At 52.3% G+C, this 23710-nt stretch carries 22 protein-coding genes and 2 tRNA genes; 17 read left to right on the forward strand and 7 right to left on the reverse strand.

Features of this window, described 5'->3' with window-relative positions; translation table 11 throughout:
* Nucleotides 1-14: 14 nt before the first annotated feature.
* Together egtD and G9Q38_RS09420 are read right to left on the reverse strand one after the other, a co-directional pair.
* Nucleotides 15-941 (reverse strand): L-histidine N(alpha)-methyltransferase, encoded by a 927-nt coding sequence (gene egtD, locus G9Q38_RS09415; protein WP_166130272.1) that lies wholly within the window; start codon nucleotides 939-941, stop codon nucleotides 15-17.
* Nucleotides 942-1025: 84 nt separating this feature from the next.
* Nucleotides 1026-3272 (reverse strand): TonB-dependent receptor, encoded by a 2247-nt coding sequence (locus tag G9Q38_RS09420; RefSeq protein ID WP_166130275.1) that lies wholly within the window; start codon nucleotides 3270-3272, stop codon nucleotides 1026-1028.
* Nucleotides 3273-3387: 115 nt separating this feature from the next.
* Here G9Q38_RS09420 and G9Q38_RS09425 point away from each other — a divergent pair, with 115 nt between their 5' ends.
* Together G9Q38_RS09425 and G9Q38_RS09430 are read left to right on the forward strand one after the other, a co-directional pair.
* On the forward strand, nucleotides 3388-4068 hold the full coding sequence (locus G9Q38_RS09425) for a Fe2+-dependent dioxygenase (RefSeq protein WP_166130277.1): 681 nt from the start codon (nucleotides 3388-3390) through the stop codon (nucleotides 4066-4068).
* Entirely contained in the window at nucleotides 4065-5168 is a 1104-nt protein-coding gene (locus G9Q38_RS09430) for an alpha-hydroxy acid oxidase (RefSeq protein ID WP_166130280.1), read from the forward strand. Before G9Q38_RS09425 ends, G9Q38_RS09430 begins: the two co-directional genes overlap by 4 nt.
* A gap of 5 nt (nucleotides 5169-5173) precedes the next feature.
* Here G9Q38_RS09430 and G9Q38_RS09435 read toward each other — a convergent pair whose 3' ends face one another.
* On the reverse strand, nucleotides 5174-5494 hold the full coding sequence (locus G9Q38_RS09435) for a DMT family transporter (protein ID WP_166130283.1): 321 nt from the start codon (nucleotides 5492-5494) through the stop codon (nucleotides 5174-5176).
* Nucleotides 5495-5670: 176 nt separating this feature from the next.
* Here G9Q38_RS09435 and G9Q38_RS09440 point away from each other — a divergent pair, with 176 nt between their 5' ends.
* Complete coding sequence (locus tag G9Q38_RS09440) at nucleotides 5671-6522, forward strand: GNAT family N-acetyltransferase (protein ID WP_166130287.1); 852 nt, start codon at nucleotides 5671-5673, stop codon at nucleotides 6520-6522.
* Nucleotides 6523-6545: 23 nt separating this feature from the next.
* On the opposite strand, the gene G9Q38_RS09445 is transcribed toward G9Q38_RS09440, so the two are convergent.
* Nucleotides 6546-7754 (reverse strand): ATP-binding protein, encoded by a 1209-nt coding sequence (locus G9Q38_RS09445; protein ID WP_166130290.1) that lies wholly within the window; start codon nucleotides 7752-7754, stop codon nucleotides 6546-6548.
* Nucleotides 7755-7810: 56 nt separating this feature from the next.
* Here G9Q38_RS09445 and G9Q38_RS09450 point away from each other — a divergent pair.
* Together G9Q38_RS09450 and G9Q38_RS09455 are read left to right on the forward strand one after the other, a co-directional pair.
* Nucleotides 7811-9165 (forward strand): IS3 family transposase gene (locus G9Q38_RS09450; protein WP_166130294.1). Its coding sequence is split into 2 segments (ribosomal slippage): nucleotides 7811-8270 and nucleotides 8270-9165, totalling 1356 coding nucleotides; the frame shifts between segments, so codons are not numbered across the junction.
* Between the two features lie 39 nt (nucleotides 9166-9204).
* On the forward strand, nucleotides 9205-9564 hold the full coding sequence (locus tag G9Q38_RS09455; protein WP_370523889.1) for a cation transporting ATPase C-terminal domain-containing protein: 360 nt from the start codon (nucleotides 9205-9207) through the stop codon (nucleotides 9562-9564).
* Between the two features lie 98 nt (nucleotides 9565-9662).
* Here G9Q38_RS09455 and G9Q38_RS09460 read toward each other — a convergent pair.
* A tRNA-Leu gene (locus G9Q38_RS09460) sits at nucleotides 9663-9747 on the reverse strand.
* Between the two features lie 158 nt (nucleotides 9748-9905).
* Between G9Q38_RS09460 and rnr the strand changes: the two genes are divergently transcribed.
* The 5 genes from rnr (at nucleotide 9906) to G9Q38_RS09485 (ending at nucleotide 15292) form a co-directional block, all read left to right on the forward strand.
* Entirely contained in the window at nucleotides 9906-12383 is a 2478-nt protein-coding gene (rnr, locus tag G9Q38_RS09465; protein ID WP_370523847.1) for a ribonuclease R, read from the forward strand.
* A 61-nt stretch (nucleotides 12384-12444) separates the two neighbouring features.
* Nucleotides 12445-13200, forward strand: a complete 756-nt coding sequence (gene rlmB, locus G9Q38_RS09470; protein ID WP_119516849.1) for a 23S rRNA (guanosine(2251)-2'-O)-methyltransferase RlmB — start codon at nucleotides 12445-12447, stop codon at nucleotides 13198-13200.
* A gap of 7 nt (nucleotides 13201-13207) precedes the next feature.
* Entirely contained in the window at nucleotides 13208-14440 is a 1233-nt protein-coding gene (locus G9Q38_RS09475; protein WP_166130300.1) for a cystathionine gamma-synthase family protein, read from the forward strand.
* A gap of 335 nt (nucleotides 14441-14775) precedes the next feature.
* Entirely contained in the window at nucleotides 14776-15048 is a 273-nt protein-coding gene (locus tag G9Q38_RS09480; RefSeq protein WP_113931454.1) for an HU family DNA-binding protein, read from the forward strand.
* Between the two features lie 168 nt (nucleotides 15049-15216).
* A tRNA-Val gene (locus G9Q38_RS09485) sits at nucleotides 15217-15292 on the forward strand.
* 155 nt (nucleotides 15293-15447) lie between these two features.
* Here the strand turns inward: G9Q38_RS09485 and G9Q38_RS09490 are convergent.
* On the reverse strand, nucleotides 15448-16590 hold the full coding sequence (locus G9Q38_RS09490; protein ID WP_166130303.1) for an ABC transporter substrate-binding protein: 1143 nt from the start codon (nucleotides 16588-16590) through the stop codon (nucleotides 15448-15450).
* Between the two features lie 169 nt (nucleotides 16591-16759).
* Between G9Q38_RS09490 and G9Q38_RS09495 the strand changes: the two genes are divergently transcribed.
* From G9Q38_RS09495 to G9Q38_RS09525, 7 genes are all read left to right on the forward strand, one after another.
* Entirely contained in the window at nucleotides 16760-17230 is a 471-nt protein-coding gene (locus tag G9Q38_RS09495) for a MarR family winged helix-turn-helix transcriptional regulator (RefSeq protein ID WP_166130306.1), read from the forward strand.
* A gap of 113 nt (nucleotides 17231-17343) precedes the next feature.
* Nucleotides 17344-18222, forward strand: a complete 879-nt coding sequence (locus G9Q38_RS09500; protein WP_166130309.1) for an energy transducer TonB — start codon at nucleotides 17344-17346, stop codon at nucleotides 18220-18222.
* 8 nt (nucleotides 18223-18230) lie between these two features.
* A complete protein-coding gene (locus G9Q38_RS09505) occupies nucleotides 18231-19079 on the forward strand; it encodes a MotA/TolQ/ExbB proton channel family protein (protein WP_166130312.1) in 849 nt (282 codons plus the stop codon).
* A gap of 27 nt (nucleotides 19080-19106) precedes the next feature.
* Complete coding sequence (locus tag G9Q38_RS09510; protein WP_166130315.1) at nucleotides 19107-19559, forward strand: ExbD/TolR family protein; 453 nt, start codon at nucleotides 19107-19109, stop codon at nucleotides 19557-19559.
* Nucleotides 19540-20214 (forward strand): response regulator, encoded by a 675-nt coding sequence (locus G9Q38_RS09515; RefSeq protein ID WP_166130318.1) that lies wholly within the window; start codon nucleotides 19540-19542, stop codon nucleotides 20212-20214. Before G9Q38_RS09510 ends, G9Q38_RS09515 begins: the two co-directional genes overlap by 20 nt.
* Nucleotides 20192-21292 (forward strand): sensor histidine kinase, encoded by a 1101-nt coding sequence (locus G9Q38_RS09520; RefSeq protein ID WP_370523848.1) that lies wholly within the window; start codon nucleotides 20192-20194, stop codon nucleotides 21290-21292. The genes G9Q38_RS09515 and G9Q38_RS09520 overlap by 23 nt, the downstream gene beginning before the upstream one ends.
* A 30-nt stretch (nucleotides 21293-21322) precedes the next feature.
* Nucleotides 21323-23221 (forward strand): potassium transporter Kup, encoded by a 1899-nt coding sequence (locus tag G9Q38_RS09525; RefSeq protein ID WP_166130320.1) that lies wholly within the window; start codon nucleotides 21323-21325, stop codon nucleotides 23219-23221.
* Between the two features lie 23 nt (nucleotides 23222-23244).
* Here G9Q38_RS09525 and G9Q38_RS09530 read toward each other — a convergent pair whose 3' ends face one another.
* Nucleotides 23245-23631 carry a hypothetical protein gene (locus tag G9Q38_RS09530; RefSeq protein WP_166130323.1) on the reverse strand — a complete coding sequence of 129 codons (387 nt, stop codon included), beginning with the start codon at nucleotides 23629-23631 and terminating at the stop codon, nucleotides 23245-23247.
* Between the last annotated feature and the right edge of the window lie 79 nt (nucleotides 23632-23710).

Consider the following 23710-nt stretch of genomic DNA (forward strand, 5'->3'; position numbering starts at 1 on the left):
AATAAGAATACGCGTTAAGCTTCGGCGACAAACACCGCAAACCAGTTTTTATCGTCTGTCCAATAGTGACAGTCTTTGAACCCCGCCTGTTTCAGTAGAGCGGCGAAGGCATCTGTTTTCCACTTGTAAGAGCTTTCGGTGTGAATTCGTTCACCGGCAACGAATTGACGCTGTCCATTGGGCCAGGTAACGATTGTCCCCTGGGTGGCCTCCAGATGCATTTCAATGCGTGACTCATCGGTATTGAACAGGGCAATGTGCCGCCATTCATGGATATTGAAATTGGTTTGCGCCAATTGATTGATGTGGCGCAAAATATTCCGATTGAAAGCGGCAGTCACTTGCAGCGCGTCGTCGTAGGCATGTTCAAGTATGTCGGCGGGCTTGACCAGATCCACACCTATTAATAGCCGGCCATTCGGGCAAGCCGCATGAACACGTTGCAAAAAAGCCAGTGCATCGGCTGGGCTGAAATTACCAATGCTCGAACCCGGGTAAAAGAATAAACGCGGATCGGTACCGGTTTCGGCGGGTAAGTGTAGCGAATGCGAAAAGTCTTGTGCCACCGCAACCATTTCTATATGTGGGTAGCGGCTTTGCAGGCGTGCCAGCGCGGTTTTCAGAAAAGCCGCTGAAATATCCACTGCAACATAGCGCTTGATTTGAAAGGGCTCGAACAGTGCCGTCGCTTTTTCACCATCGCCTGCGCCCAAGTCGATCAACGTTGAGGTTGCACCAACAGCATGCTTAATTTCAAGGCTATGTCGTTTTAGTATTTCCGCTTCCGTGCGGGTCGGATAGTACTCCGGAAGTTCAGTGATCGCGGTAAACAAGCGCGAACCCAGTTCATCGTAAAGGTATTTTGGGGAAATATGTGCTGGGTTTGCAGTAAGCCCAGAAATGATCTCCTGGTGGGTTTTTTCGCTATGCTGAACTGACACGACTTTCCTTCGTGGTTTGTTTTGTTGAAAAAACAAGGCCGGTGATGAGCCAGCCTTGTCAATTTAGCATGAACGTTGCGCGGGTTAATAGCGTAAGTTGGCACTTAAAATAAACTGCCGACCCGGTCCAAAATCGGCATGATGAACCCCGTTGGTACGTTTGTAATAGACCTTGTCGGTCAGGTTCAAGGCATTCAAACGCACGCTGAATCGGTCGTTGAACCGATACGATGCCATCGCGTCGAAACGCCAATACGACGGCATATAAACTTCCCATTGCCCGCCGCCGGCTGTGCCCTGGTTACCCCCAAATGTTTTCCCGACATAGTAGGCGCCACCCCCAACGGTTAAACGTGGCGTTACCGCATATGTGCTCCAAAGGCTGAAACTGTGCTTGGGCGTGTTTGCCAGTGGGTCACCTTCGTTAACGCCATCATAGGCGCCCTTCAGCAGTTCGCTGTCCATATAGGTATAGCCGCCAAATACATTCCATTTTGGTGTAATTTGCCCCGATACGCCTAGTTCAAGGCCGCGAACGCGCGTTTTGCCTGCTTGTTCGTAAATATTAGGGGCAACTTCAATTTGCGCGTCTTTGCGTTCGTTCTGGAACAAGGCTGCAGTAAGACTCAGTTTTTCGTCCAATACATCCCACTTCGTTCCCAGTTCAATGGTGCTACTACGCTCAGGTTTTAGCTCATTCAGCCCAGCGCTCAGACTTTCCTGGTCACCGCCTGAAATGGTCGGGGGCGTTGAGGCTGTGGCATACGATAAGTAAATGCTACCGTTATGCGCCGGTTTATAAACCAGCCCGAGCTGGTAGTTGAACATGGTCCATTCGCCGTCGGCTGACTTAGGGTTAGTCGCCCCGCGCGCTAAATAGTCACCTGAAATACGGTAATTATCCAATCGTACACCCGCACTAATCTGGAAGCGTTCGTTCAGGTCGATGGTATCGAAGGCATAAACGGATCGTGTGGTCGAGGTCGCGTCTTGATTGAGCGCAGACCGGTTGATTGAGCCTGTCCATGGGTCATGCGGGTTAGGGTTAAGGTAAGGCGTGCAATCAAGGTCGGTTGCACTGAAACCTGCACCGGCCGGGCAGGCGCTGCCGTTGCGGGTGTTCACCGCATAGCTGGCATTTTTGTTGGTTTCCCGTGTCAGCTCAACGCCCAGATTAAAGCTGTGTTTAAGGCTGCCGGTTTCAAATTTGCCGTACAACTCACTCACGTTCGATAGCAAGGTGGATTTTTGCCAGCGCGATTTTGTGCCACGTTTTAACCAGTAGGTGTTGGTTGTGGGGTCGAAGCCGACTGTGCCGTCGCCTGGGTTGGTCACAACGTAATCGTTCAGCGTTTCGCCATAACGTGTGGCATTACGAAATGTCAGACGTTCAGTAAAATCATGCTCGATTTCCAGTGTGCCGATATCGGCTCGCGTTTTTTGGTAATCGCGATCCAGTACGCCATAGAACGTGCTGCGGTCCACATCCAGAATGCCTGCGGCATTTCCCAATTGCGGGGCTTTGCGCGCGGTGGGCACGCCGTAATCCGGCATGCCGTCTGTTTGCAGGTGGTAGTAGCTCAGTGTTACGCGTGTGGGCGTTCCCAGGCCGAACGACAGTGACGGCGCAATACCGAATTTCTTATAGTCAACCACTTCGCGGCCCGGTGTATTACCTTTTGCCCCCAACACATTCAGCCGGAAGGCGGCGTGTTCAGCGAATTGCCAGTTGCCGTCAGCCGTGCCGCGCCAATAATGGTCGGTACCCAACCCAACATCGCCTTCCACAAAGTTACCTAGGCGAGCTCGTTTGCTCGATAAATTGATACTGCCGCCGCCCGAACCTCGGCCGCTGTAAGCCGAGTCTGCGCCTTTAATGACTTCGACCGATTCAAGGTTGAACACCTCGCGCGTTTGGCCGCCTGGATCGCGCACGCCGTCAACATATACATTGTTGCCAGAGGCCATGCCGCGAATAAAAGGGCGATCGGCAAGGGGTTGCCCACCTTCACCGGCGCCGAAGGTAATACCTGGGACATTGCGCAGGACATCCTCCAATGATGTCGCCGCGCTGTCTTGAATGATCGCCTGCGGAATGATTTGAACCGTTTTCGGGGTATCCAGCAGCGGAGCGGTAAACTTGGTTTGTGAAGCCTCCCGAACTGTGTAAGATTGGCCGCGTTGACCTTCGACAGTAATAGACGGTAATTGTGTAGCTTGACCGTTAGTTTGGCCAAAAACATGGCTTGGAACAAAAACAGCTGAAGAAGCCAACGCCAGCGCCAAAGACGGGGCTGCACGTCGCGATTTTTGAGTAATATTGCGACTCACTTTTTCTCCCTAACTCATATTGAATAAGAATAATTCTCATAATCATAAACCAAATAAATTGTTTTATTGCGGTAAAATGTCAACTTTTACAACGTTGAAAATTAGCTGAATAAGAATGATTACAGTAATTCCCGATTTGTTGAGTTCTGAAGAAGTGAGTGCTTTTCAGCAAGCATTAGCGTCAGCCAGCTGGGTGAACGGTAGTGAAACAGCGGGGCATATAGCGGCTCAAGTTAAGCAGAATGAGCAATTGCCGCTTGATCATCCTGTTGCGCGTGAATTGGCTGAAATAATTTTGGCGGCCTTGAGCCAATGCCCGGAGTTCGTAGCGGCAACGTTGCCGGCACGTATTTTGCCTCCACGGTTTAACCGATATCAGGGCGGCGGTGTTTATGGAAACCATATCGATAACGCGGTTTTTGCCGTTCCTGGCTCATCGGACCGCTTGCGAAGTGATATTTCCGCAACCTTGTTTCTAAGCCATCCCGATGAGTACGATGGCGGTGAGTTGGTAATTGAGGATACTTACGGCACCCAAACCATTAAACTGCCTGCGGGGCATCTTATGGTGTATCCGGCCAGCAGCGTGCATCGGGTAAATCCGGTTTCGCGTGGGGCCAGAGTGGCGTCGTTCTTCTGGGTTCAAAGCTTGGTACGGGAAGACCATAAGCGTCGTATGCTTTTGGAGCTGGATCAGTCGATACAGGCACTGACACTGCACAATGCCGATACGCAAACCGTTGCGCGTCTGACTGGTGTATATCACAACCTTATCAGGGAATGGTCTAACCCGTGACACTTCAAAAACTTGATCAAATCCCGAACACTATCGCTTCTTTATCCGATTACTTGCCCTATGCGCGCGAGCGGGTAACGGAACAAGCCTGGGCGTATTTGAACGCGGGCGCCGGCGATGGACATACCGCAGCAGAGAACATCAACGCTTTCCAGCGATTACAGTTGTTGCCTCATGTGATGTGCTCTACTGCAGGGGCTTCAACGGGAGTGACACTGTTTGGGCAAACGTTTGCGCATCCCATTATGTTGGCACCGGTTGCTTATCAGAAACTGGCGCATGTAGATGGCGAACTGGCCACTGTTTTGGGTGCTTCTGCGCTGGGTTCGCCGATGGTAGTGAGCACGCAGGCTAGTTTTACGCTGGAAGAGATTGCACAGCGCGCGAAAACTCCATTGTGGTTTCAACTTTATATACAACCCGAGTTCGACAACACTTTGCGGCTGGTTCGGCGTGCCGAAGCCGCTGGTTACCAGGCTTTGGTGGTGACAGTGGATGCCCCCGTTAATGGCTTAAGAAATGAAGAGCAGCGTGTGGGTTTCACGTTACCGGCCGATGTTCAGGCGGTGAATCTTGAGGCCGTACCTAAAGCATCGAACGCACAAGCCAGATTGAATCAGCGTTTATCGGGGCCGCTTCGAAGCGTTGTGCCTACCTGGGAGAGTCTGGCGCAGTTGATGGCCCAAACCCGGTTGCCCGTCTTGGTAAAAGGGGTCGTGCACCCGGCAGACGCCGAACACGCCGTGCGCGCAGGCTGTGCCGGCATTATTGTTTCGAATCACGGCGGTCGGGTTCTTGATGGCGTGCCTGCCACGATTGATGTGTTGCCCAATGTGGTCAGGGTAGTGGGTAAAGACGTACCGGTGCTGCTAGATGGCGGTATACGCAGGGGAACCGATATTCTGAAAGCCCTGGCCTTGGGAGCCCGCGCAGTGCTTATTGGGCGCCCTCAAATCTATGGTTTGGCTACGGCCGGTGCCGCTGGTGTAGCGCATGTATTGCATGTTTTGCGCACCGAGCTGGAAATGGCGATGTTGCTTACCGGCCGTGTTCGAATTGAGGATATCGATTCCTCTTTGTTATGGAACGCTGCGCGTTGAAGGGTTTATTCAGCACTGGACAGCTTCATTAACAACAATCCCGACACAATCAATATCGCGGCCAATACGCGTAGGGCGTTCAGCTGCTCGCCCAGCACCACAATACCGACCAGAAACGCACCAATGGCGCCGATGCCTGTCCAGATTGTGTAGGCTGTGCCCAGCGGTAACGAACGCATTGCATATGCCAGCAAGGCGAAGCTTGCAGCCATGGTAACCAGCGTAATGACAGTAGGAAGGGGTTTGGTAAAGCCGTGAGACAGCTTCATTGAAAATGCCCAAATTACTTCAAGAACACCCGCAATAAAAAGGGAAACCCAGGCCATGATGACTCCTTTGTGAAGAGCCGGGCCGTCCCGATATGTGTTCCCGAGCAATGGGGGAGGTCGTCCTCCTGGTGCTGTGCAGGCCGAAAAAAGTTGGCCCGAAATCAGCATGTGTCTATTATAGGAAAAAATAGAAAAAAGAACAGCAATATCAAGGCAAACTGAATCGAGGCGCTATGAAGGAAACAAACTACACCATCCGTTGTATGACTCGGCCCGAAATTGATTTGTGCGTGGAGTGGGCGGCAACTGAAGGCTGGAATCCGGGTTTGCATGATGCGGATGCTTTTTATGTCGCAGATTCCGACGGTTTTTTGGTGGGGTTGCTGAACGATAAACCCGTTGCGTGCATTTCTGCGGTGCGTTACGGCGAGCATTTCGGATTTATCGGTTTTTATATTGTGGCGCCGGGTTATCGGCAGCAGGGGTATGGGTTGAAACTATGGAATGCCGCCATGCAACGCCTGGAAGGGCGTCTTATTGGTTTGGATGGTGTGGTTGCGCAACAAGAAAATTACCGTAAAAGCGGCTTCGAGTTTGCATATAACAACGTTCGGTATCAAGGAACAACGAGCCGTAAGGATTCGTTCAACACTTCTGTTGTCGATTTGGCCAAAGTGCCTGAAGCAGTGCTTTTTGCGTTTGATCGCGCTTTATTTCCTGCACCCAGAACAGCATTTCTTTCGAGTTGGATAACGCGACCCGGAACGGTTGCCAAAGCCTGCATGAAAGACGGCGTTATGCAAGGCTATGGCGTTATTCGCCCATGCAAAATGGGATACAAAATTGGCCCCTTGTTTGCCCACGGCCCACACATTGCACAAATGCTGTACGAGGCTTTGGTCAGCCAGGTTGAACCGGGGCCACAAGTGCAGTTGGATATTCCGCAAACAAATCCCCACGCGCTGGCGTTGGTTGAAAGCAATAATATGCAACCTGTGTTTGAGACGGCACGCATGTATACGGGGCCGGCGCCCAATTTGGCCATTCACAGTATTTACGGGGTAACCAGCTTCGAGTTGGGATAAGTTTTGGCTTGGGCTGTTTATATTTAAGCCGGCTGAGATAGTGCGTTTTTCAACACAGCAGATAACTCTGCTCTTAAGTATGGCTTGGGCAAAACCCAATAACCCTCAGCAGTGCGCTTATGTGCATCGGCCAGTTTGCCCGAATAACCAGACGAGAGCACAACCCGAATTGTGGGGTTATGTTGTTGAGCGAGTTTGGCCAACTCGTAGCCGTCTAGGCCGCCGGGCATCATCATATCGGTGAAGAGCAGCCCAATCTCCGGGTGTTCTGTTAGTTCACGCAGCCCTTCTTCGCCGTTTTTTGCGGTTATAACGGTGTAGCCCAGTCGAGTTAGCTGTTGCACGAGCATTTGCCGCACCATGGGCTCATCTTCCACAAGCAGTACCGTTGTTGTTTCGACGATTACCGTAGGCGTGTTCTCCGTGGTGAAGTCGTGCTCGTGTGAAGGAAGCCTGTCGGTGCCGTTTTCGTACAGCGGAAAATACAATCGTAGGGTGGTGCCCTGGCCTAAACGGGAGTCGATATCAACAAACCCGTGGGATTGTTTTACAAATCCGTAGACCATGCTAAGGCCCAGCCCACTGCCTTTGCCCACTTCCTTGGTTGTAAAGAAAGGGTCGAAGATTCTTTCTTTGATTTGTGTATCAATACCGCTGCCAGTATCGCTGACCTCAACCATGACGAATGTGCCTTTGTTCTTCGAATTGGTCGATGTTTTCAAGGAATCAAAACTGACGTTTGCCGTGTGAATTGTCAGGGCGCCGGCATCGCTCATGGCATCGCGTGCATTGGCTGTTAAATTGAGCAGCGCGCTTTCAAGCTGGCTGGGGTCAATAAAGGCAATACATGGGTTAGCTTGCAGGTGCACATGCAATGAGAAATGCGTGCCTAGTGTATGTTTGATTAAATCCCGCATGTCGATAATCAGGCTATTGATATGCACAGGCCGGGCATGAAGTTCTTGTTGGCGTGAAAATGCCATTAAGTTGCGAATTAATCCCGCCCCTTTGGTTGCCGCCGTTTTCATCATGGTTGCAAGATGCTGTTGTTGGCTATCCGCAGGCAGTTCATCAGCAAGTTGACCTGCGTTAGCAAGCACGATTGTGAGCAGGTTGTTGAAATCGTGTGCAATACCGCTGGTTAATTGGCCGACTGCCTCAAGGCGTTGCGAGTGGCGTAATTGCTCTTCAAGCAGTTTTTTTTCGGTGATGTCGGTAATTGAGCCAACCACACGCGTGAACTGCACCCCAAAAGTTGGACACCAATCTAACCTTTGGGGTGTTTTTCATGGCGAAGTACGATGGGCAGTTCAAGCTAAAAGTAGTGCTGGATTATTTGTCGGGGCGAGTTGGCGGCTATGTACTTGTCGCCCGTATTCACGGCCTGGATGGTGGGACAGTAAAACAGTGGGTTGATAGCTATCGCTTGCATGGCGCGTTAGGGCTACGGCCCAAGGGAGCCAGCTACGATGTTGCCTTCAAGCTATCTGTACTGGAGCGGATGCAGCACGGGAGGTTGTCACTGCGAGAGACGGCTGCCTTGTTTGATATTCGGTGTGCTGACCACATATCGAAGTGGAAACGCCAGTATGATATGGGGGGTCTGGACGCACTGAAGGACCGACGAGGTCGCCCAAGGAAAATGCCTGCCAAGCCCCCCAAGCCGGTTGACGAGTCAACCTCAGAAGAACGCACACTTGCGCAACTGCGTGAAGAAAATGAGTATCTGCGTGCGGAGAATGCGTATCTAAAAAAGCTCGATGCCTTGATCCAGACAAAGCGTGCAGCAACGCTGAAAAAGCGCAAATCGTGACTGGATTGAGGCATGCGCACCCATTGGCGACGCTGCTTAGCATAGCAGGCCTGTCTCGCAGTACGTTCTACTACCATGTGCGTTCTACTGGGCTGACCGACAAGCACGCCGACTTGAAGACGACGATTATTTCAATTTTTACACAGCACAAAGGCCGGTATGGCTATCGGCGCATTACGGCCACGCTGCGCCAAATGAATGTGCCCGTCAACCATAAGAGGGTGCAACGGTTGATGGGACTCTTGCAACTGAAGTCATTAGTACGGGTCAAGAAATACCGTTCCTATAAGGGCACCGTCGGCAAAGTAGCTCCCAACGTCCTGCAACGGCAATTCGACGCGACAAGGCCGAACCTGAAGTGGGTGACCGATGTGACCGAGTTTAGGGTAGGTGACGAAAAGCTGTACTTGTCGCCGGTGATGGATTTGTACAACGGCGAAATCGTTGCCTACGAAACGGCCAAGCGCCCGGTCTTCAAGATGGTGGGAAAAATGCTGCAAAAAGCACTTCTATGCCTGGGCGAGCATGACAGACCTGTGGTGCATTCGGACCAGGGCTGGCAGTATCAAATGTCTTGGTACCGTGATCTACTCGCGAGCAAGTCATTGACTCAAAGTATGTCCAGAAGGGGAAACTGCCTGGATAACGCAGCGATGGAAAGTTTCTTCGGTACGCTGAAAGCCGAGTTCTTTCACCTGAATAAGTTCGCTAGCATTGAGCAGCTACAAGTAGGACTCAAGCATTACATTCATTACTACAATAATGAGCGGATCAAGCTAAAACTAAAAGGACTGAGTCCGGTGCAATACCGAATTCAGTCCTTAGCCTAGCTAGTCCAACCTGACCGTCCAACTTTATGGGGTCAGTTCATTTTTGATATTTTAGTTTTTGCGTTGCTTTGGTTTGTATACAGTGCAAATAGCGTTCAAGAGCAAAGCCTTTTTCAGTCGGGATGGTTTGTGGCGGGGTTGATTACGCAAACGTTAATCGTCCATTTAATTCGAACAGAGAAGCGACCATTCGTCGAGAGTAAGGCTTCACTGCCTCTGGCGTTGGGCAGTGTTGGTATTGTTGCAGTGGGCATTTTTCTGCCCATGGGCCCGCTGGCGAGTTATTTCAAATTTCAATCGCTACCGCTTTCATATTTTTTCGCCTTGGCTGTGATTATGGCGTTGTATGCCTGGTCGGTTCAGCGCGTTAAAGCGGTTTATATGGGGCGTTATTGCTGACACCGAACCCGGTTTCCCAGCGATACTGGGGGAAACTCGCTTATAAACAAAAAACCCAGCTAAACAAGCTGCTTAGCTGGGTTTTCTATGTATAACACTGGTGCCCAGGAGAGGACTCGAACCTCCACACCTTGCGGCACATGGACCTGAACCATGCGCGTCTACCAATTCCGCCACCTGGGCCCTTAAATACTTAAGAGTATGCTAATGTAAGCCCTGTTAAAGCACTACATTTTTGCACCCGCACAGCTTTGTAAGCCTGCGTGGTTTGCCGGTGCTTAACGCAAATCGACAAGAACAAAATTATACAACAATTTTTCAGTTAATGGGAAGTACCCTACTTGGTTAAGCGAACAAAAAACACCCCCTCTAATGAGTCCGATTTAAATGGCGACGAACTCGACGCCGGGCTGCCGTTGCTGCCCGCCGATTTCGATCCCGAAGTGCCCAGTCGCGAATCTATTCTTGCGCAGCTGCGGCAAGTGGGCAAACCCATTGGCGTAGAAGACCTCGCTCGCAGTTTGGGGGCACAAGTCCCGTTATCCACCGGTTTCGACCGCCGCCTGCGTGCCATGGAGCGCGACGGCCAGCTACTCTATAACGCCGGCGGCAAGCTATTGGTGAATAAGAAAATGGACTTCATCGCGGGCCGGGTTCAGGGGCATCGCGATGGTTTTGGGTTCCTGGTGCGTGAAGACGGGGGGCCCGATGTGTTTCTCTTGCCACGCGAAATGCTCAAAGTGCTGCACGGCGATCGCGTCCTGGCTAAGGTTGACGGCGATTATCGCGGGCGTCCGCAAGCTACGATTGTGGAAGTGGTTGAACGTAAAACCAATCGTTTGGTCGGTCGGTTTTTGTACGAACGCGGTGCGCATATTGTGGTGCCGGAAGATCAACGCATTAAGCACGATGTACTTATTCCTGCAGGCGAGACGGGGGCCGCTCAACCTGGGCAGGTGGTTACGGTGGAAATCGTGCAACAACCCACGCGCCATACTCAGCCGTTAGGCAGAGTGGTTGAGGTATTAGGTGAAATTGATGACCCGGGAATGGAAATTGAAATTGCGGTGCGCAAGTTCGATGTTCCTCACGAATTTTCCGACGCGGCGGTGCGCCAGGCCGAGCGCACGCCTTCGTCGGTAAGGCAGCCTGATCTTGAAGGGCGTGTCGATTTACGCGATGTGCCTTTTATCACCATCGACGGTGAAGACGCCCGCGACTTCGATGACGCGGTGTATTGCGAACCGGTGAATCTGGGTACGGAAAAGCGCCGGCGGCCGGGCTGGCGCTTGTTGGTTGCCATTGCCGATGTGAGCCATTATGTGAAGCCGGGAGATCCGCTTGACGATGACGCGATTGAACGGGGTACCAGTGTGTACTTTCCCCGGCGCGTTATTCCCATGCTTCCCGAGGCCTTGTCTAACGGTATCTGCTCCCTGAACCCGCACGTTGATCGCGTGGTTCTGGTGTGCGATATGGTGATTTCTGCGTCAGGCTCCAAGGCTGGCAGCGTGTCAGCCTATCAGTTTTACAATGCGGTTATTCATTCGCATGCCCGCACAACCTACACTGAAGTGTGGTCGGCGCTGCAACAACCCGACGGCCCTGCAGCTAAAGGCATGAGTGCGGTTTACCCCTATGTTCGTCATTTGTATGACTTGTTCCAACTGTTGTTTGAAACCCGCGCTAAGCGCGGAGCGATTGATTTCGACACGGTTGAAACCAAAATTCTTTGTAATCCACTGGGCCGTATTGAAAAAATTGTGGCTTATGAACGTAATGATGCCCACCGCTTAATTGAAGAATGTATGTTGGCGGCCAACACCTGTGCGGCTGATTTCATGAAGCGCAACAAGCGCATCGGTTTGTATCGCGTTCATGAGGGCCCAACACCCGAAAAGCTGCAACAACTGCGCGATTACCTTCGCAATATCGGCCTTTCCTTAACGGGGGGGGATGACCCTTCCACCGAAGATTACGCCCGGCTAATAAAGGCCGCTCGTGGGCGCCCCGATTACGAAGTTATTCAAACCATGTGCTTGCGATCGATGCAGCAGGCTATTTACAGCCCTGAAGAGTCCGGCCACTTTGGTTTAGCGTACGAGCATTACGCCCACTTTACCTCGCCCATTCGACGTTACCCCGACTTACTCACGCATCGCGTTATCAAGTCGGTGATCGAAGGGCGTCGCTATATTCCCCAAATCGACGATGCACCCGCTATTTCAGCGTTGCCCAAGAAAGATCAGGAAAAAGCGGTTTGGGAAAAACTGGGTTTATTGTTGTCGGCGCGTGAACGGCGTGCTGACGATGCCTCGCGCGATGTTGAGGCGTGGCTTAAATGCTGGTTTGTGAAAGAACATGTGGGTGAAGTATTCAGTGGCCGCGTGACGGGCGTGGCACCATTTGGCATTTTCATTACGTTGGACACCTTGTTTGTGGAAGGGATGGTGCATGTATCGGAGTTGGGCTCCGATTATTTCCAGTACAACGAAGCCATGCACGAGTTGCGCGGCGAGCGCACGGGTATTCGTTATCGCTTAACCGATGCAGTACATGTGCAGGTGGCGCGTGTTGACCTTGAGGCGCGTCGTATTGAGTTCCGTTTGGTCAAGGACACCAGTTTCAAGACGCTGCAAAAGGCCGTTGAGGATCCAGGCGGTGTCGCACCCAAGCGCGTGAAAAAGGCTGCTTCGTCCAAGCCGCCGGCTCTGAAGGGCACCAATGCGCGCCAACGGCGTGCTGCTGCAAAACGCAGCACATCGCCGCAAAAGCAAGGTTCTTCAGGCCGTAAAGCCGGGCGGCGTGGGCGCAAGTAGGGTTTTGGGGCGACGGCGTTTAAAATAGCGGTTAGCGAATCGCTGTTTTTCAAGGAAATTTATGTCGTCCCATCAGGTTTTGGCGGGCTTTCACGCAGTGGTAGCCCGTTTACGCCATGCTCCGTCTTCAGTTAAGGAAGTGTATGTTGATGCTTCGCGCCGCGACAAACGAATGCATGCGTTAGTGCAACAAGCCGGTCAGGCTGGGGTTAAGGTGCTGCAAGTGCCTGCCCAACGGCTTGATGGCATTGCCAAGGGGTTAAAACATCAGGGTGTGCTGGCCATGGCCGACAAACAGGTCTTGGCGCAAGACATCGACGAAGTGCTTGATCTGCTTGAAGACCGGGGCGAAACCCCTTTGTTTCTTCTGCTCGACGGAGTGACCGACCCCCACAATCTGGGTGCCTGTTTGCGTACGGCCGACGCGGCCGGTGTGCATGCAGTGATTGCGCCGAAAGATCGCGCCGTGGGGTTGAATGCAACGGTTCAACGTGTTGCATGCGGCGCCGCAGAAACGGTTCCTTATCTTATGGTCACGAATCTGGCCCGCACCATGCGTCGGCTTAAAGAGCGCAACGTTTGGCTGGTCGGAACCGACGATCAGTCTTCCGGCTCCCTACATACCGTTCAGGCAACGCGCCCAATGGCTTGGGTCATGGGTGCAGAAGGTGAGGGGATGCGGCGCTTAACGCGTGAAACCTGCGATGAATTGGTGCACATTCCCATGCTGGGCTCGGTTGAAAGCCTGAATGTGAGCGTGGCCGGCGCTGTCTGTTTATATGAAACCGTGCGCCAACGCACAGCACAAAAAGCTTGAGAATCAGATGAAAACCAACGGATTTTCCACCAATATCCTGCACTCCGATCGTCGCAGTGGCGTTGAGCATGGCGGGGTTCACAAACCGTTGCACCCGTCAACGGAATATGCGTTTGCCGATGCCCGGGAACTTGCTGCTGTTTTTCAAGGCAAATCGGGATTTACCTATGCGAGGCAGGGCACGCCTACCACTGCGGCGCTGGAGCAGAAAGTTACGCAAATGGAAGGGGGCGTAAGTTCGGTTTCGTTTTCCACCGGTATGGCGGCGCTGACTGCTACTTTCTTTACGTTGTTGAAAAAGGGCGATCACCTTATCTCCAGCCAATACATTTTTGGCAACACCAACAGCTTGTTCGGCACTTTGTCAGACCTGGGTGTGGAGGTGACGCTGGTTGACGCAACGGATGTTGAGCAGGTGAAGGCTGCGCGTCGTAAAGAAACGCGTATGGTTTTCACGGAAACCATTGCCAACCCAGGCACCCAAATCGCCGACTTGAAAGGTCTGGGGCAATGGTGCGAACAAGAGGGGTTGGTGTATGTGGTCGACAACACGTTGTCGTCTCCCTGGTTGTGTCGCGGTATCGATTTTAAAGCGTCGCTGGTGGTGAATTCGTTGTCCAAATATATTGGCGGGCATGGCAATGCTTTGGGTGGTATGGTGACCGAAACGGGTTTATTCGACTGGTCCGTGTATCCCAATATTGCCGATGCGTATCGTAAAGGCAAGCCAACTATGTGGGGTCTCACCCAAATCAAGAAGAAAGGCTTGCGCGACATGGGGGCAACGTTAGGTTCAGACGCCGCTCATCGCCTGGCTGTGGGGGCGGAAACCTTATCGCTGCGCATGGATAGGGCGTGTGCCAACGCGTTGGCCTTGGCGCAATATCTGGATTCACACGACAAGGTTTCGAAAGTCATGTATCCCGGCTTGTCGGCGCATCCTCAACACCTGCGGGCCGCCGACTATTTCAATGGGTGCTTTGGTGCGTTGCTTTCAGTTGAGCTTGTGCCGGAAATCGACGTATTTGATTTCCTGAATCGTTTGAAGGTGCTTGTGCTGGCGACTCATTTGGGTGATACACGAACTCTCGTGTTGCCTGTTGCTCACACTATTTATTATGAAATGGGGCCCGAAAAACGTGCGCTGATGGGCATTGGCGACAACATGCTCAGGGTGTCCGTGGGTATCGAGGATACGCAAGATTTGCTTAGTGATTTCGACCAGGCGTTGTTACCTTAATAGGCGTTATAGCGTTGTATCAATAACAAACAGATAAAATTTTCTGGCACGAATTGTTTCCTGGGTATTGTATTTGTTGACTTGCAGTTTTATATTACGGGGCACAGGCTGTGTCGCCGAACATAATGGTTATGCGGGTTTTCAGCTTTTTTTGCTTGACATACCCAGGGTTCCTAGGCTTAATATGCCTTGGCCTTCGAATACCTACCTGGTTTAAAGGCAAACAGTTTTTAGCAGTTCACGGCAGCGCAAAACAGTGCTGTGTTTGTTAATGGGGTGCCAAGTAAGCTGGGGTTTTCTTGCTTGGCAATAATAATTTTTAGGGGTAATCCTTAATGAATAAAACTGAGCTTATCGAGCACATTTCCACCAAAGCAGACCTTTCAAAAGCCGACGCCGGTCGCGCTCTAGAGGCATTTATTGGTGCAGTTAAAACCACGCTTAAAAAGAAAGGCAGCGTTACCCTTGTGGGTTTCGGTACATTTGCCGTCTCCGAGCGTGCCGCCCGTACAGGCCGTAATCCGCGCACTGGCGAAGCAATTAAAATCAAAAAAGCCAAGGTGCCCAAGTTCCGTCCTGGTAAGGCCCTGAAAGACGCTGTTAACTAATCTGGCGTTGTTTGGCCGTTTTCGGCTTTGGTCACGTGGGTCGTTAAAGTAGCCAACTTGCAACAATAAAAATAGTTGTCTATAATTCGACTCGCGTTACACGAAGTGAAGTGACCCCATTTCAGTTCAACAAAAAACAACTGTTATTGTTGATAAAAATGGAACAAGGGGTGCTTAGCTCAGTTGGTAGAGCGGCGCCCTTACAAGGCGTAGGTCACAGGTTCGACCCCTGTAGCACCCACCACTCAATTTCGTGAAAAAAATTAAACCACTTGGTAAAACAAGTGGTTTTTTTACGTTTGATTTATATGTGGAAAAGGCAGTGAATCTTCACTGCCTTTTCAGTGTGCGCCCTATAGAAAGCTATAAGGCTGCGTTGCTAATGCAGCGACGCGGTTGTTATTTAGCCGCTTTGAATGCGCCGTCTTCAATGGTAAGCATCATGCGTGCCTGGTCGTCGAAGCCGAAGTGGTCATCTTTCGTGTAAGTGATGACGCCCTGCGTAATAGGAATGCTGCCGTAATTTTCCAGTGCGTCTTTAAGGGCTACGCGGAACTCTTCCGTACCGGGCTTCCCTTTTTTCAAGGCGACGGGAACGACCTTGTCTAAAATTAACCAGGCATCGAAGGCATGGGCGGCGAACTGGTTGCGGGTACCCGCTCCGTATTCTTTTTCGTAGGCATTAACAAAGTCAGTTGCCAATTTCTTGGAGGGGTGGTCTGCCGGCAGGCCTTCAGGTAATACCGCTAAACCCGAGATAACGAATGAACCCTCAACGGCTTTTCCGCCCAGACGGATCAGGTCGCGTGAAGCGGCGCTGTGGGTTTGGTAAATCGTACCCTTGAAGCCGCGATCGACCACGGTAGTGTGGGGCATGGCCGAGCCTGAACCGGAAGCAACAATGACGATGGCATCGGGTTCGCTGGCAATGGCTTTAAGTGCTTGCGCGGTTACGCTGGTGTCGGCACGGGCGTAGCGCTCTTCAGTGGTAATTTTGATGCCGGCCGCTTCGGCTTGTTCTTTAAGATCGCGAAACCAGCTGTCGCCATAAGCGTCGTTATAGCCGATGAAGGCAAAGCTTTTAATATCGTTGGCCTTCATGTGATTAATAATACCGCCGGCCATCACGCCGGTGGACTGTGGCAAACGGAATGTCCAGGTGCCTTTGCCGTCGGGGAACTCGGCCGGGGAAATCGCGAGTTGAACGGTTTTGCTGCTAGCGGCGGTTTCGCCCATGGCAATGGCCGGGGTGGTGGTGCTGGAGCCCAGGATGACGTCGACCTTGTCTTCAGTAACCAGCTTTTGTGCGTTTTTCTGGGCCTGCGCAGGGTTACTGGCGTCGTCGAGCACAATAAGGTTGTACTTCAGGCCGCCGACTGTATCGGGCCATAATTTAAAGCCTGTATTGGTTGGAATGCCCAGACCGGATGCGGGGCCGGTTAACGACAATACCACACCGATATCAAGCTCTTCAGCGGAAGCCGTTGAAACGGTGAGGCCCAATGCGGCTGCGAGAATAGTCGTTTTGAATAAACGTTTCATGCGTGTCTCCAGGATGTAATGCACAACAACAAGCAGAATGTGTTGCTGGCCGGGCTAACGTATTGCACACTTACGGCAACACTTTTACCCAATGATTATTTTCCGTGTATATCAGATTACCTGACATAGGCTTATACTACCTCCAGTTCAAACGACAGGCAACTACATTATGAGCTCAGCAAAAAAGCAAATTGATTCACGTCAAGCCTTGCCTGATCATCCAACCGGGTTTGCTTACCTTATTGGCAGGCTCGACAGAAAGCTGAATAAACAACTGCGCGTGCGCCTGGCCCCGTTCGGGCTAACGGTAGCCCAATATACGTTTCTTTCTGTATTTCGAACCCATGCTCATATGTCGAACGCCAAATTGGCCGAACGTTCTTTGATTTCACCGCAATCGGCTAATGAAATGGTGAATTTAATGGAGCGTAAAGGCCTGATTTCACGGCGATTGGAAGCGGCGCAGGGCAGGGTTATTCCCATTGTATTAACGCGCAAAGGGCAGGCTTTGCTAGACGATTGCGATAAGGCCGTAGCACAGGTGGAGTCACACATCCTTGCTGAACTAGGCGAAGACTCTTTCTGGTCGTTGCATGCCCAATTGCGAACACTGGTGCGAGTGTTAAAAAAGCCTGAATGATAGAAAACATGTTTTAATATTGCGAATAATTCGCATTTCTGTTATTGTTGCGTTTTCCGTTATCTACGGGCGGCAAGCATGGTCTTGTCACTTTCACTTAAGTCGTTTCGTTCATGTCGTTTCATTCCTCCGGCCCCGGCCAGCCATCTTATGGCGTCAAGCTTTTTGCCCTTGCGGGCATGCTCGGCGTTCATGCAGCATTGGCTGCCACCATTTGGTTCTCGTCCGAGCAGCAATCCGAGCTTTCCTTGCCGGAAGCCACGACCATTCAGTATGTTGAAATTTCCGATGAGGTGGTAGATACGGCCCCGGTCGAAGAAACCGTTGAGCCGGTCGAGGAGCCCGAGCTCGAACCTATCCCGGAACCTGAGTGGACACCCACCGAGATGCCTGAGCCGGACATCATGCCCGAACCGGAGCCGATTCCCGAACCCGAATGGACGCCAACGGAAATGCCTGAACCCGAAATGGTGTTGCCGGAGCCCGAACCAAAGCCTGAGCCGGAACCGGAACCTAAACCCGAGCCACCGCCCGAGCCCAAATCCGCGCCGAAACCCAAACCCAAACCCAAACCCAAACCCAAGCCGAAGCCGAAGCCAAAACCACAGCCTAAACCCGATGTAACCAAGGCCGAGAAAACCGCTCAGGCCGGTGGGCAGGCAAGCGAGAAAGCACCGCCCAAAGCACCCCAGGCGCCGGTCGATCCCGACCGCCCGCGCGTGGTGGGGCAGGTTGACTACCAAGGGCGTCGCCCCGTACCCGAGTATCCCCGTCTCTCTATCCGGCGTGGTGAAACCGGGCGCGTCGTGGTTCGCGTGCTGATTTCTCCGCAAGGAGATGTTCAAAAAGTGTCGGTACAGCGTTCGTCGGGCCATTCCCGGTTGGATAATGCCGCCCTCGATGCGGCACGCAAAGCTCGTTTTCGACCTTATACAGAAAATGGTGTGGCTTATCCGGCGCTGGCGGATATCCCTTTTGAATTTGTCTTATAGGAAGACCTATGTCTGAAGTATTGCAATCACTGATCACAATCGTTGCTCAGGCGGCAAGCGAAAATATCGAGTCAACGACCACATTGGTGCAGGAAGCCACGAATTCGGCGGCACCGGTACTAACTGAAATGGCCGGTATTACGCAGGAACAGCCCGGGATGCTTGAGTTCATCGCGCAAAGCGACATGGTGGGCAAAGCCTTGTTCGTGATTCTGGTGCTGATGTCGCTGACCAGCTGGTATTTGATTTTTGTGAAGTCGATTACGAACTGGCGTATCGGCCGTCGCTCGGAACGATTTCTGCAGCAGTTTTGGGCGGCCAGTTCGCTGGAACAGGTAGAGAACGAAATTGCCACCCATGGTGCCAACGAACCCTTTTCTCATTTGGCCAGTCATGCCATTCATGCACGCAACCACCATGAAAAATATGGTGCGGTGCGGCTGGAGGAAAAAGGCTCTACCAATGCTTTTGTTACTCGTACAATCCGCAAGGTTATTGATGAAGAAACCGCCAAGCTTGAAAACGGTCTTACCGTGTTGGCTTCCATTGGCTCAACCGCGCCGTTTGTGGGGTTGTTCGGTACGGTGTGGGGTGTTTACCATGCACTGATCGGCATTGGCTTGTCGGACGGCGTTTCAATCAGCCGTATTGCCGGGCCTGTGGGCGAGGCGTTGGTCATGACCGGGTTGGGTTTGGCCGTAGCTATTCCCGCTGTCTTGGCGTATAACGCTTTTGTGCGTACCAACCGGGTCTATCTGGCACGGCTCGATGCTTTTGCGCACGACCTGTTTACTTTCCTTACGACCGGCCAGCAAGTAAGTTCGAAGCGGCCGGCCACCCGCGCCGCCCAGGCTTAATGAGTAAACTTCAGGGCAGGATTCAATATGGCATTCGGTAGCTTTAATAACAACGGCGGTGGCCAGACGCAATCGGAAATCAACATGGTGCCGCTGATTGACGTCATGTTGGTACTGTTGGTTATTTTCATGGTGACGGCCCCGTTGCTGACGCATTCGATCCAAATCAATGTGCCGCAGGCTTCGTCTGAACCCGTTACACAGAAGCCCGATATCATCGATTTGGCCGTCGATGCGCAGGGTCAGATTTTCTGGAACGAGCAGGCGGTAACGCTCGACGCCTTACCCCAGTTGCTTGCGGAACAGGCTGTTCTCGAGCCGCAGCCAAATCTTCACATTCGCGCCGATCGTGACACACGTTACGATGTGTTGGCTCAAATTATGGCCGGTGCGAAGCAGGCGGGCATGCAAAAAGTGGGATTCATTACCCGTCCTGGAGAAAAAGCGCTAGAATCTGCGCATGCGAGTCCTGGTAATTGAAGACGACACCACGTTGGGCCATGCGCTGCGCGAGTTTTTAACCGCGCAGGGATACGCCGTCGACTGGCTTGAGGCCGGTGCACCGGCGCTTAAGGCACTAAAAGCGCAAGATTACGATTTGCTTATTCTGGATCTGAACCTGCCTGACGTCAGCGGGTTGGGTTTGCTTACTCAGATTCGTGCCAACGGTCACCAAGAATCCGTTTTGATTCTCACGGCGCGCGATGGGTTGGATGACCGTGTTGCAGGCCTGGATGCCGGAGCCGATGATTACGTCACCAAACCCTTCGAACTTGCTGAGCTTGCCGCTCGTGTCAGGGCGTTTGCCAGACGGCGGGCGGGTCAGGCTCAGCCCACCATTGAGGTGGGCCAACTGTCGTTCGACACCGTAGGGCGAGAAGTTCGTATTAATGGAGATCGCCTGAATTTGTCGGTACGAGAGCTCTCAGTGCTTGAAATGCTTATGGGGCGTGCCGGCCGAGTGGTCACCAAACGGCAAATCGTGAATTCGCTGTCGGCCTGGGATGGCGACTTCAGCGAGAACGCGGTCGAAGTCTATATTTACCGCCTGCGCAAGCGCCTGGAAGGTAAGGGCGTGGGCATTCAAACCATTCGTGGTTTCGGCTATCTTCTTGATCTTGACAGTGCGGCTTGATTTCAAACCTTTGCGCACGCTTTTTCCCCGTGGGTCGCTGGCGCGACATTTAATTCTCCGTTTATTGCCACCGGTTATGTTTCTGGTGGCGGTCGACTTGGCTGTTACATGGATCATTACCAGCCGAATTAATTTGTCGGTCTGGATGTTGCGCGATATTTTCTGGATTATGCTTGCCGGCCAGGCCATTCTGGTGCTGCTGTTTATTTGGGTTCTGGTGGTGGGCGTTAAGTCGGGGCTCAGCTCGGTAAACAAACTGGCTGATGAAATACAGAAGCGCTCGGCCGATGATCTGTCTCCGTTGAATATCGAAGGCGTTACAACCGAAGCGGCGCCGGTTGTCAACCATATTAATGATTTGCTTGCGCGTTTGAATGAGGCAACCCAAGGGCAACGTCGTTTCGTGGGTCATGCCGCGCATCAGTTACGAACGCCTTTGACCGGTCTGCGTCTTGAGTGCGAGCTCATGCTGGCGCAACCGTTGCCGGATGACGTACGCGCGCGGGCTGAGCGAATCAAAGCGGTAACCGATCGCATGATTCGTTTAGGACAGCAGTTACTGGTGTTGGCGCGCGCCGACTCGTCGGGGCAAATTAAAGAAACTTTCCGGCGGCTTGATTTGGCCGATTGGGTGCGTCAAACCGCGTTGGAATGGGTACCGGTTGCGCGGTCACACAAGATTGATTTACAGTTGCACGCGCCGGAGTTACCGGTGTGGGTGGATGCAGATCCTTTGTTGCTTGAGGCGTTGCTAAGCAATTTGATTGATAACGCCTTGCGATACGGTAAAGGCGCCACCCGTATTGTGTTGCATGTTGGGCAAACGCCGCCGTCCATGTCGGTGGAGGACAATGGCAGTGGCATAGCGCCCGAAGCGCAGTTGCGCGCTTTTGAGGCGTTCTATCGTGCGCCCAAACCAGAGAGCGAAGGGTCGGGGTTGGGGCTGGCTATTGTGCAGGAAATTGCGCAGGCGCACGGTGCCGGTTGGAAACTGGTTAGTCGTCCCGAGTTTAGCGGTACCCGCATTAATATTGTGTTTCCCGGCCCACGCATCGGCGCCGGGCTGAATCGGGGTTAATCCTTTACCCGGTGTTCAACAAGGCTTTTTATGTCAAATCATTCGGTGTCGGAAAGTGGCCACATAGGTTCAAACGCTCGTTCTGCGTTGGTTGTGGGTGCGCTTGGCGTGGTTTACGGTGATATTGGCACCAGCCCGCTTTATACCGTTCGCGCGGCTTTATCCCATTTTGGCACCTATAGTACTGAAGAGGTTCTGGGCGTTCTGTCTTTGTTGTTTTGGCTGTTAATGATTGTGGTGTCGCTTAAGTACGTTACCTTAATGTTAAGAGCCGATAATAAAGGCGAGGGGGGCACGCTTTCGTTAATGGAGCTGGCCGGGCGGGGTCGTTCTGGCCGCAAGCGCTGGGTGATTACCGTGCTTGGGCTCATCGGGGCCTGTTTGTTTTATGGCGATAGCGTAATCACACCGGCAATTTCGGTGCTGTCTGCGGTAGAGGGGGTCAGTGTTGTTTCCCACACGTTCGACGATTGGATTGTGCCAATTGCCGCGGGCCTGATCATTGCCTTGTTTCTGGTGCAGCGTCACGGAACCGGTGCAATTGGCAAATTTTTCGGGCCGATTATGCTGATTTGGTTTACTGTAATCGGTATTTTGGGGGCCTGGCGTATTTTCCAGACACCGGAAATTATTATGGCTTTGAACCCCTTGTGGGCGCTTCGGCTTATGGATGAGGCACCTTTAAGCACTTATTTATTGCTGGGTGCGGTGGTGTTGGCGCTAACAGGTTCGGAAACGCTTTATGCCGACATGGGGCATTATGGCCGTAGTGCTATCCGCCGTGCGTGGTTTGGTATTGTTTTGCCGGGCCTGTTGTTGTGTTACTTCGGGCAAGGCGCGCTTTTAATTGCCGACCCCTCCACCTTACGCAATCCGTTCTTTCTTATGGCGCCGTCATGGGGGCTGATACCTCTGGTTATTTTGGCCACGATGGCAACCGTTATTGCATCTCAGGCCGTTATCTCAGGCGCTTTTTCGGTTACTCGCCAAGCGGTACAACTTGGATTCTGGCCACGTATGGAGATTTTGCACACCTCTGCAAAAGAAGAAGGGCAAATCTTTCTTCCGCGAGTGAACCAGGCGTTGTTTGTTGGGGTCATGATTCTAGTGCTGGGGTTTCAATCTTCGGCGAACTTGGCCAGTGCTTATGGCTTTGCCGTAACGGCCACCATGCTGATGACAACCCTGCTGGCATTTTCCGTCCTTCCGCGCGGTAGTACCGGTTTGCGTCGGGTGGGTTGGTTTGTTCTGCTCACTTTGTTTTTACTCATCGATATTTTGCTATTCACGTCGAATACGCAAAAAATTGCCGACGGAGGTTGGTTGCCGTTTTCGATTGCGATCGTGTTGCTAACCTTAATGTTGACCTGGAAAACCGGACGCGACCAAATTCATCATACGTTGGCCGATGGCCAGCAACCGCTGAAACAGTTTATGCAGGGGCTTGAGGAATATCCGCCCAACCGCGTCCCCGGAACCGCTGTCTTCATGAGCATGATTGTGAACACAGTGCCGCCGGCATTGCTGCACAATTTGAAACACAACAAAGTCCTGCATGAGCATGTTTTGTTTGTCACGGTCGACGTGGCCGACGTCCCTTATGTTTCGTATACCGAGCGCTACGCGTTGGAACAAACCAGTCGGTCGTCGTGGCAGATTGTTGCACGTTGGGGTTTTAAGCAAGAGCCCAACGTGCCGCAGTTGCTGGAGCAGGTTGCTCAGGAACATCCGGAAGTCGAGCTTGAGCCGCTGCAAATGTCTTACTTCTTATCGCGTCAAAGTATTATTGTGGTGCGCAAAATTGCGTGGCATCAACGTTGGCGCCGTGTGTTGTTTGCTTTCATGGCACGCAACGCGGCGCGCAGTACACGGTTCTACAAGATCCCACCGAATAAAGTGGTGGAAATGGGGATGCAGCTCGAGCTTTAGCCCGAACCGCATACCAGGCAGTGTTACTGGGTTGCCGGAACGGTAATGGTTGTTTCCCGCAAAATGCCGCCTTCTTCAACGCTCCCCATGGTGCGGGTGTTTTGGCCCGACATTTGCATCATGCATTCATCACGCTGGCCGGCGGGTAATGCCGCGCACCGTTCTGTTCTGTTTTGATCATAATTCATACCGTTGTGGTTTTGCAGGTTGCCACGTCGGGAGGCTTGCAGTGCAGCGCCGGCTTCGCGTTTACATGCCTGCATATCCACGGTTGGGCTAAGCTGCTCGCATTGACGTAGTTCTTGTTGGTAACGCTGTTCGGGTGTTTGGGTTTGTGCGTTGGCGCCCGCCATGGCAAAAACGCCGCCCAAGGCCAAAGTTAAGATACCAATTCGTTTTGTGCTTGTCATTGTTCCCTCCGTTAAGGATGAATAACACGCTTTTATATTGGCACAAACCCTAATTCTTAACTACCCTAAACGTAAAAAA

It is taken from the genome of Pusillimonas sp. DMV24BSW_D (assembly GCF_011388195.1).
Taxonomy (GTDB): Bacteria; Pseudomonadota; Gammaproteobacteria; order Burkholderiales; family Burkholderiaceae_B; genus Neopusillimonas; species Neopusillimonas aestuarii.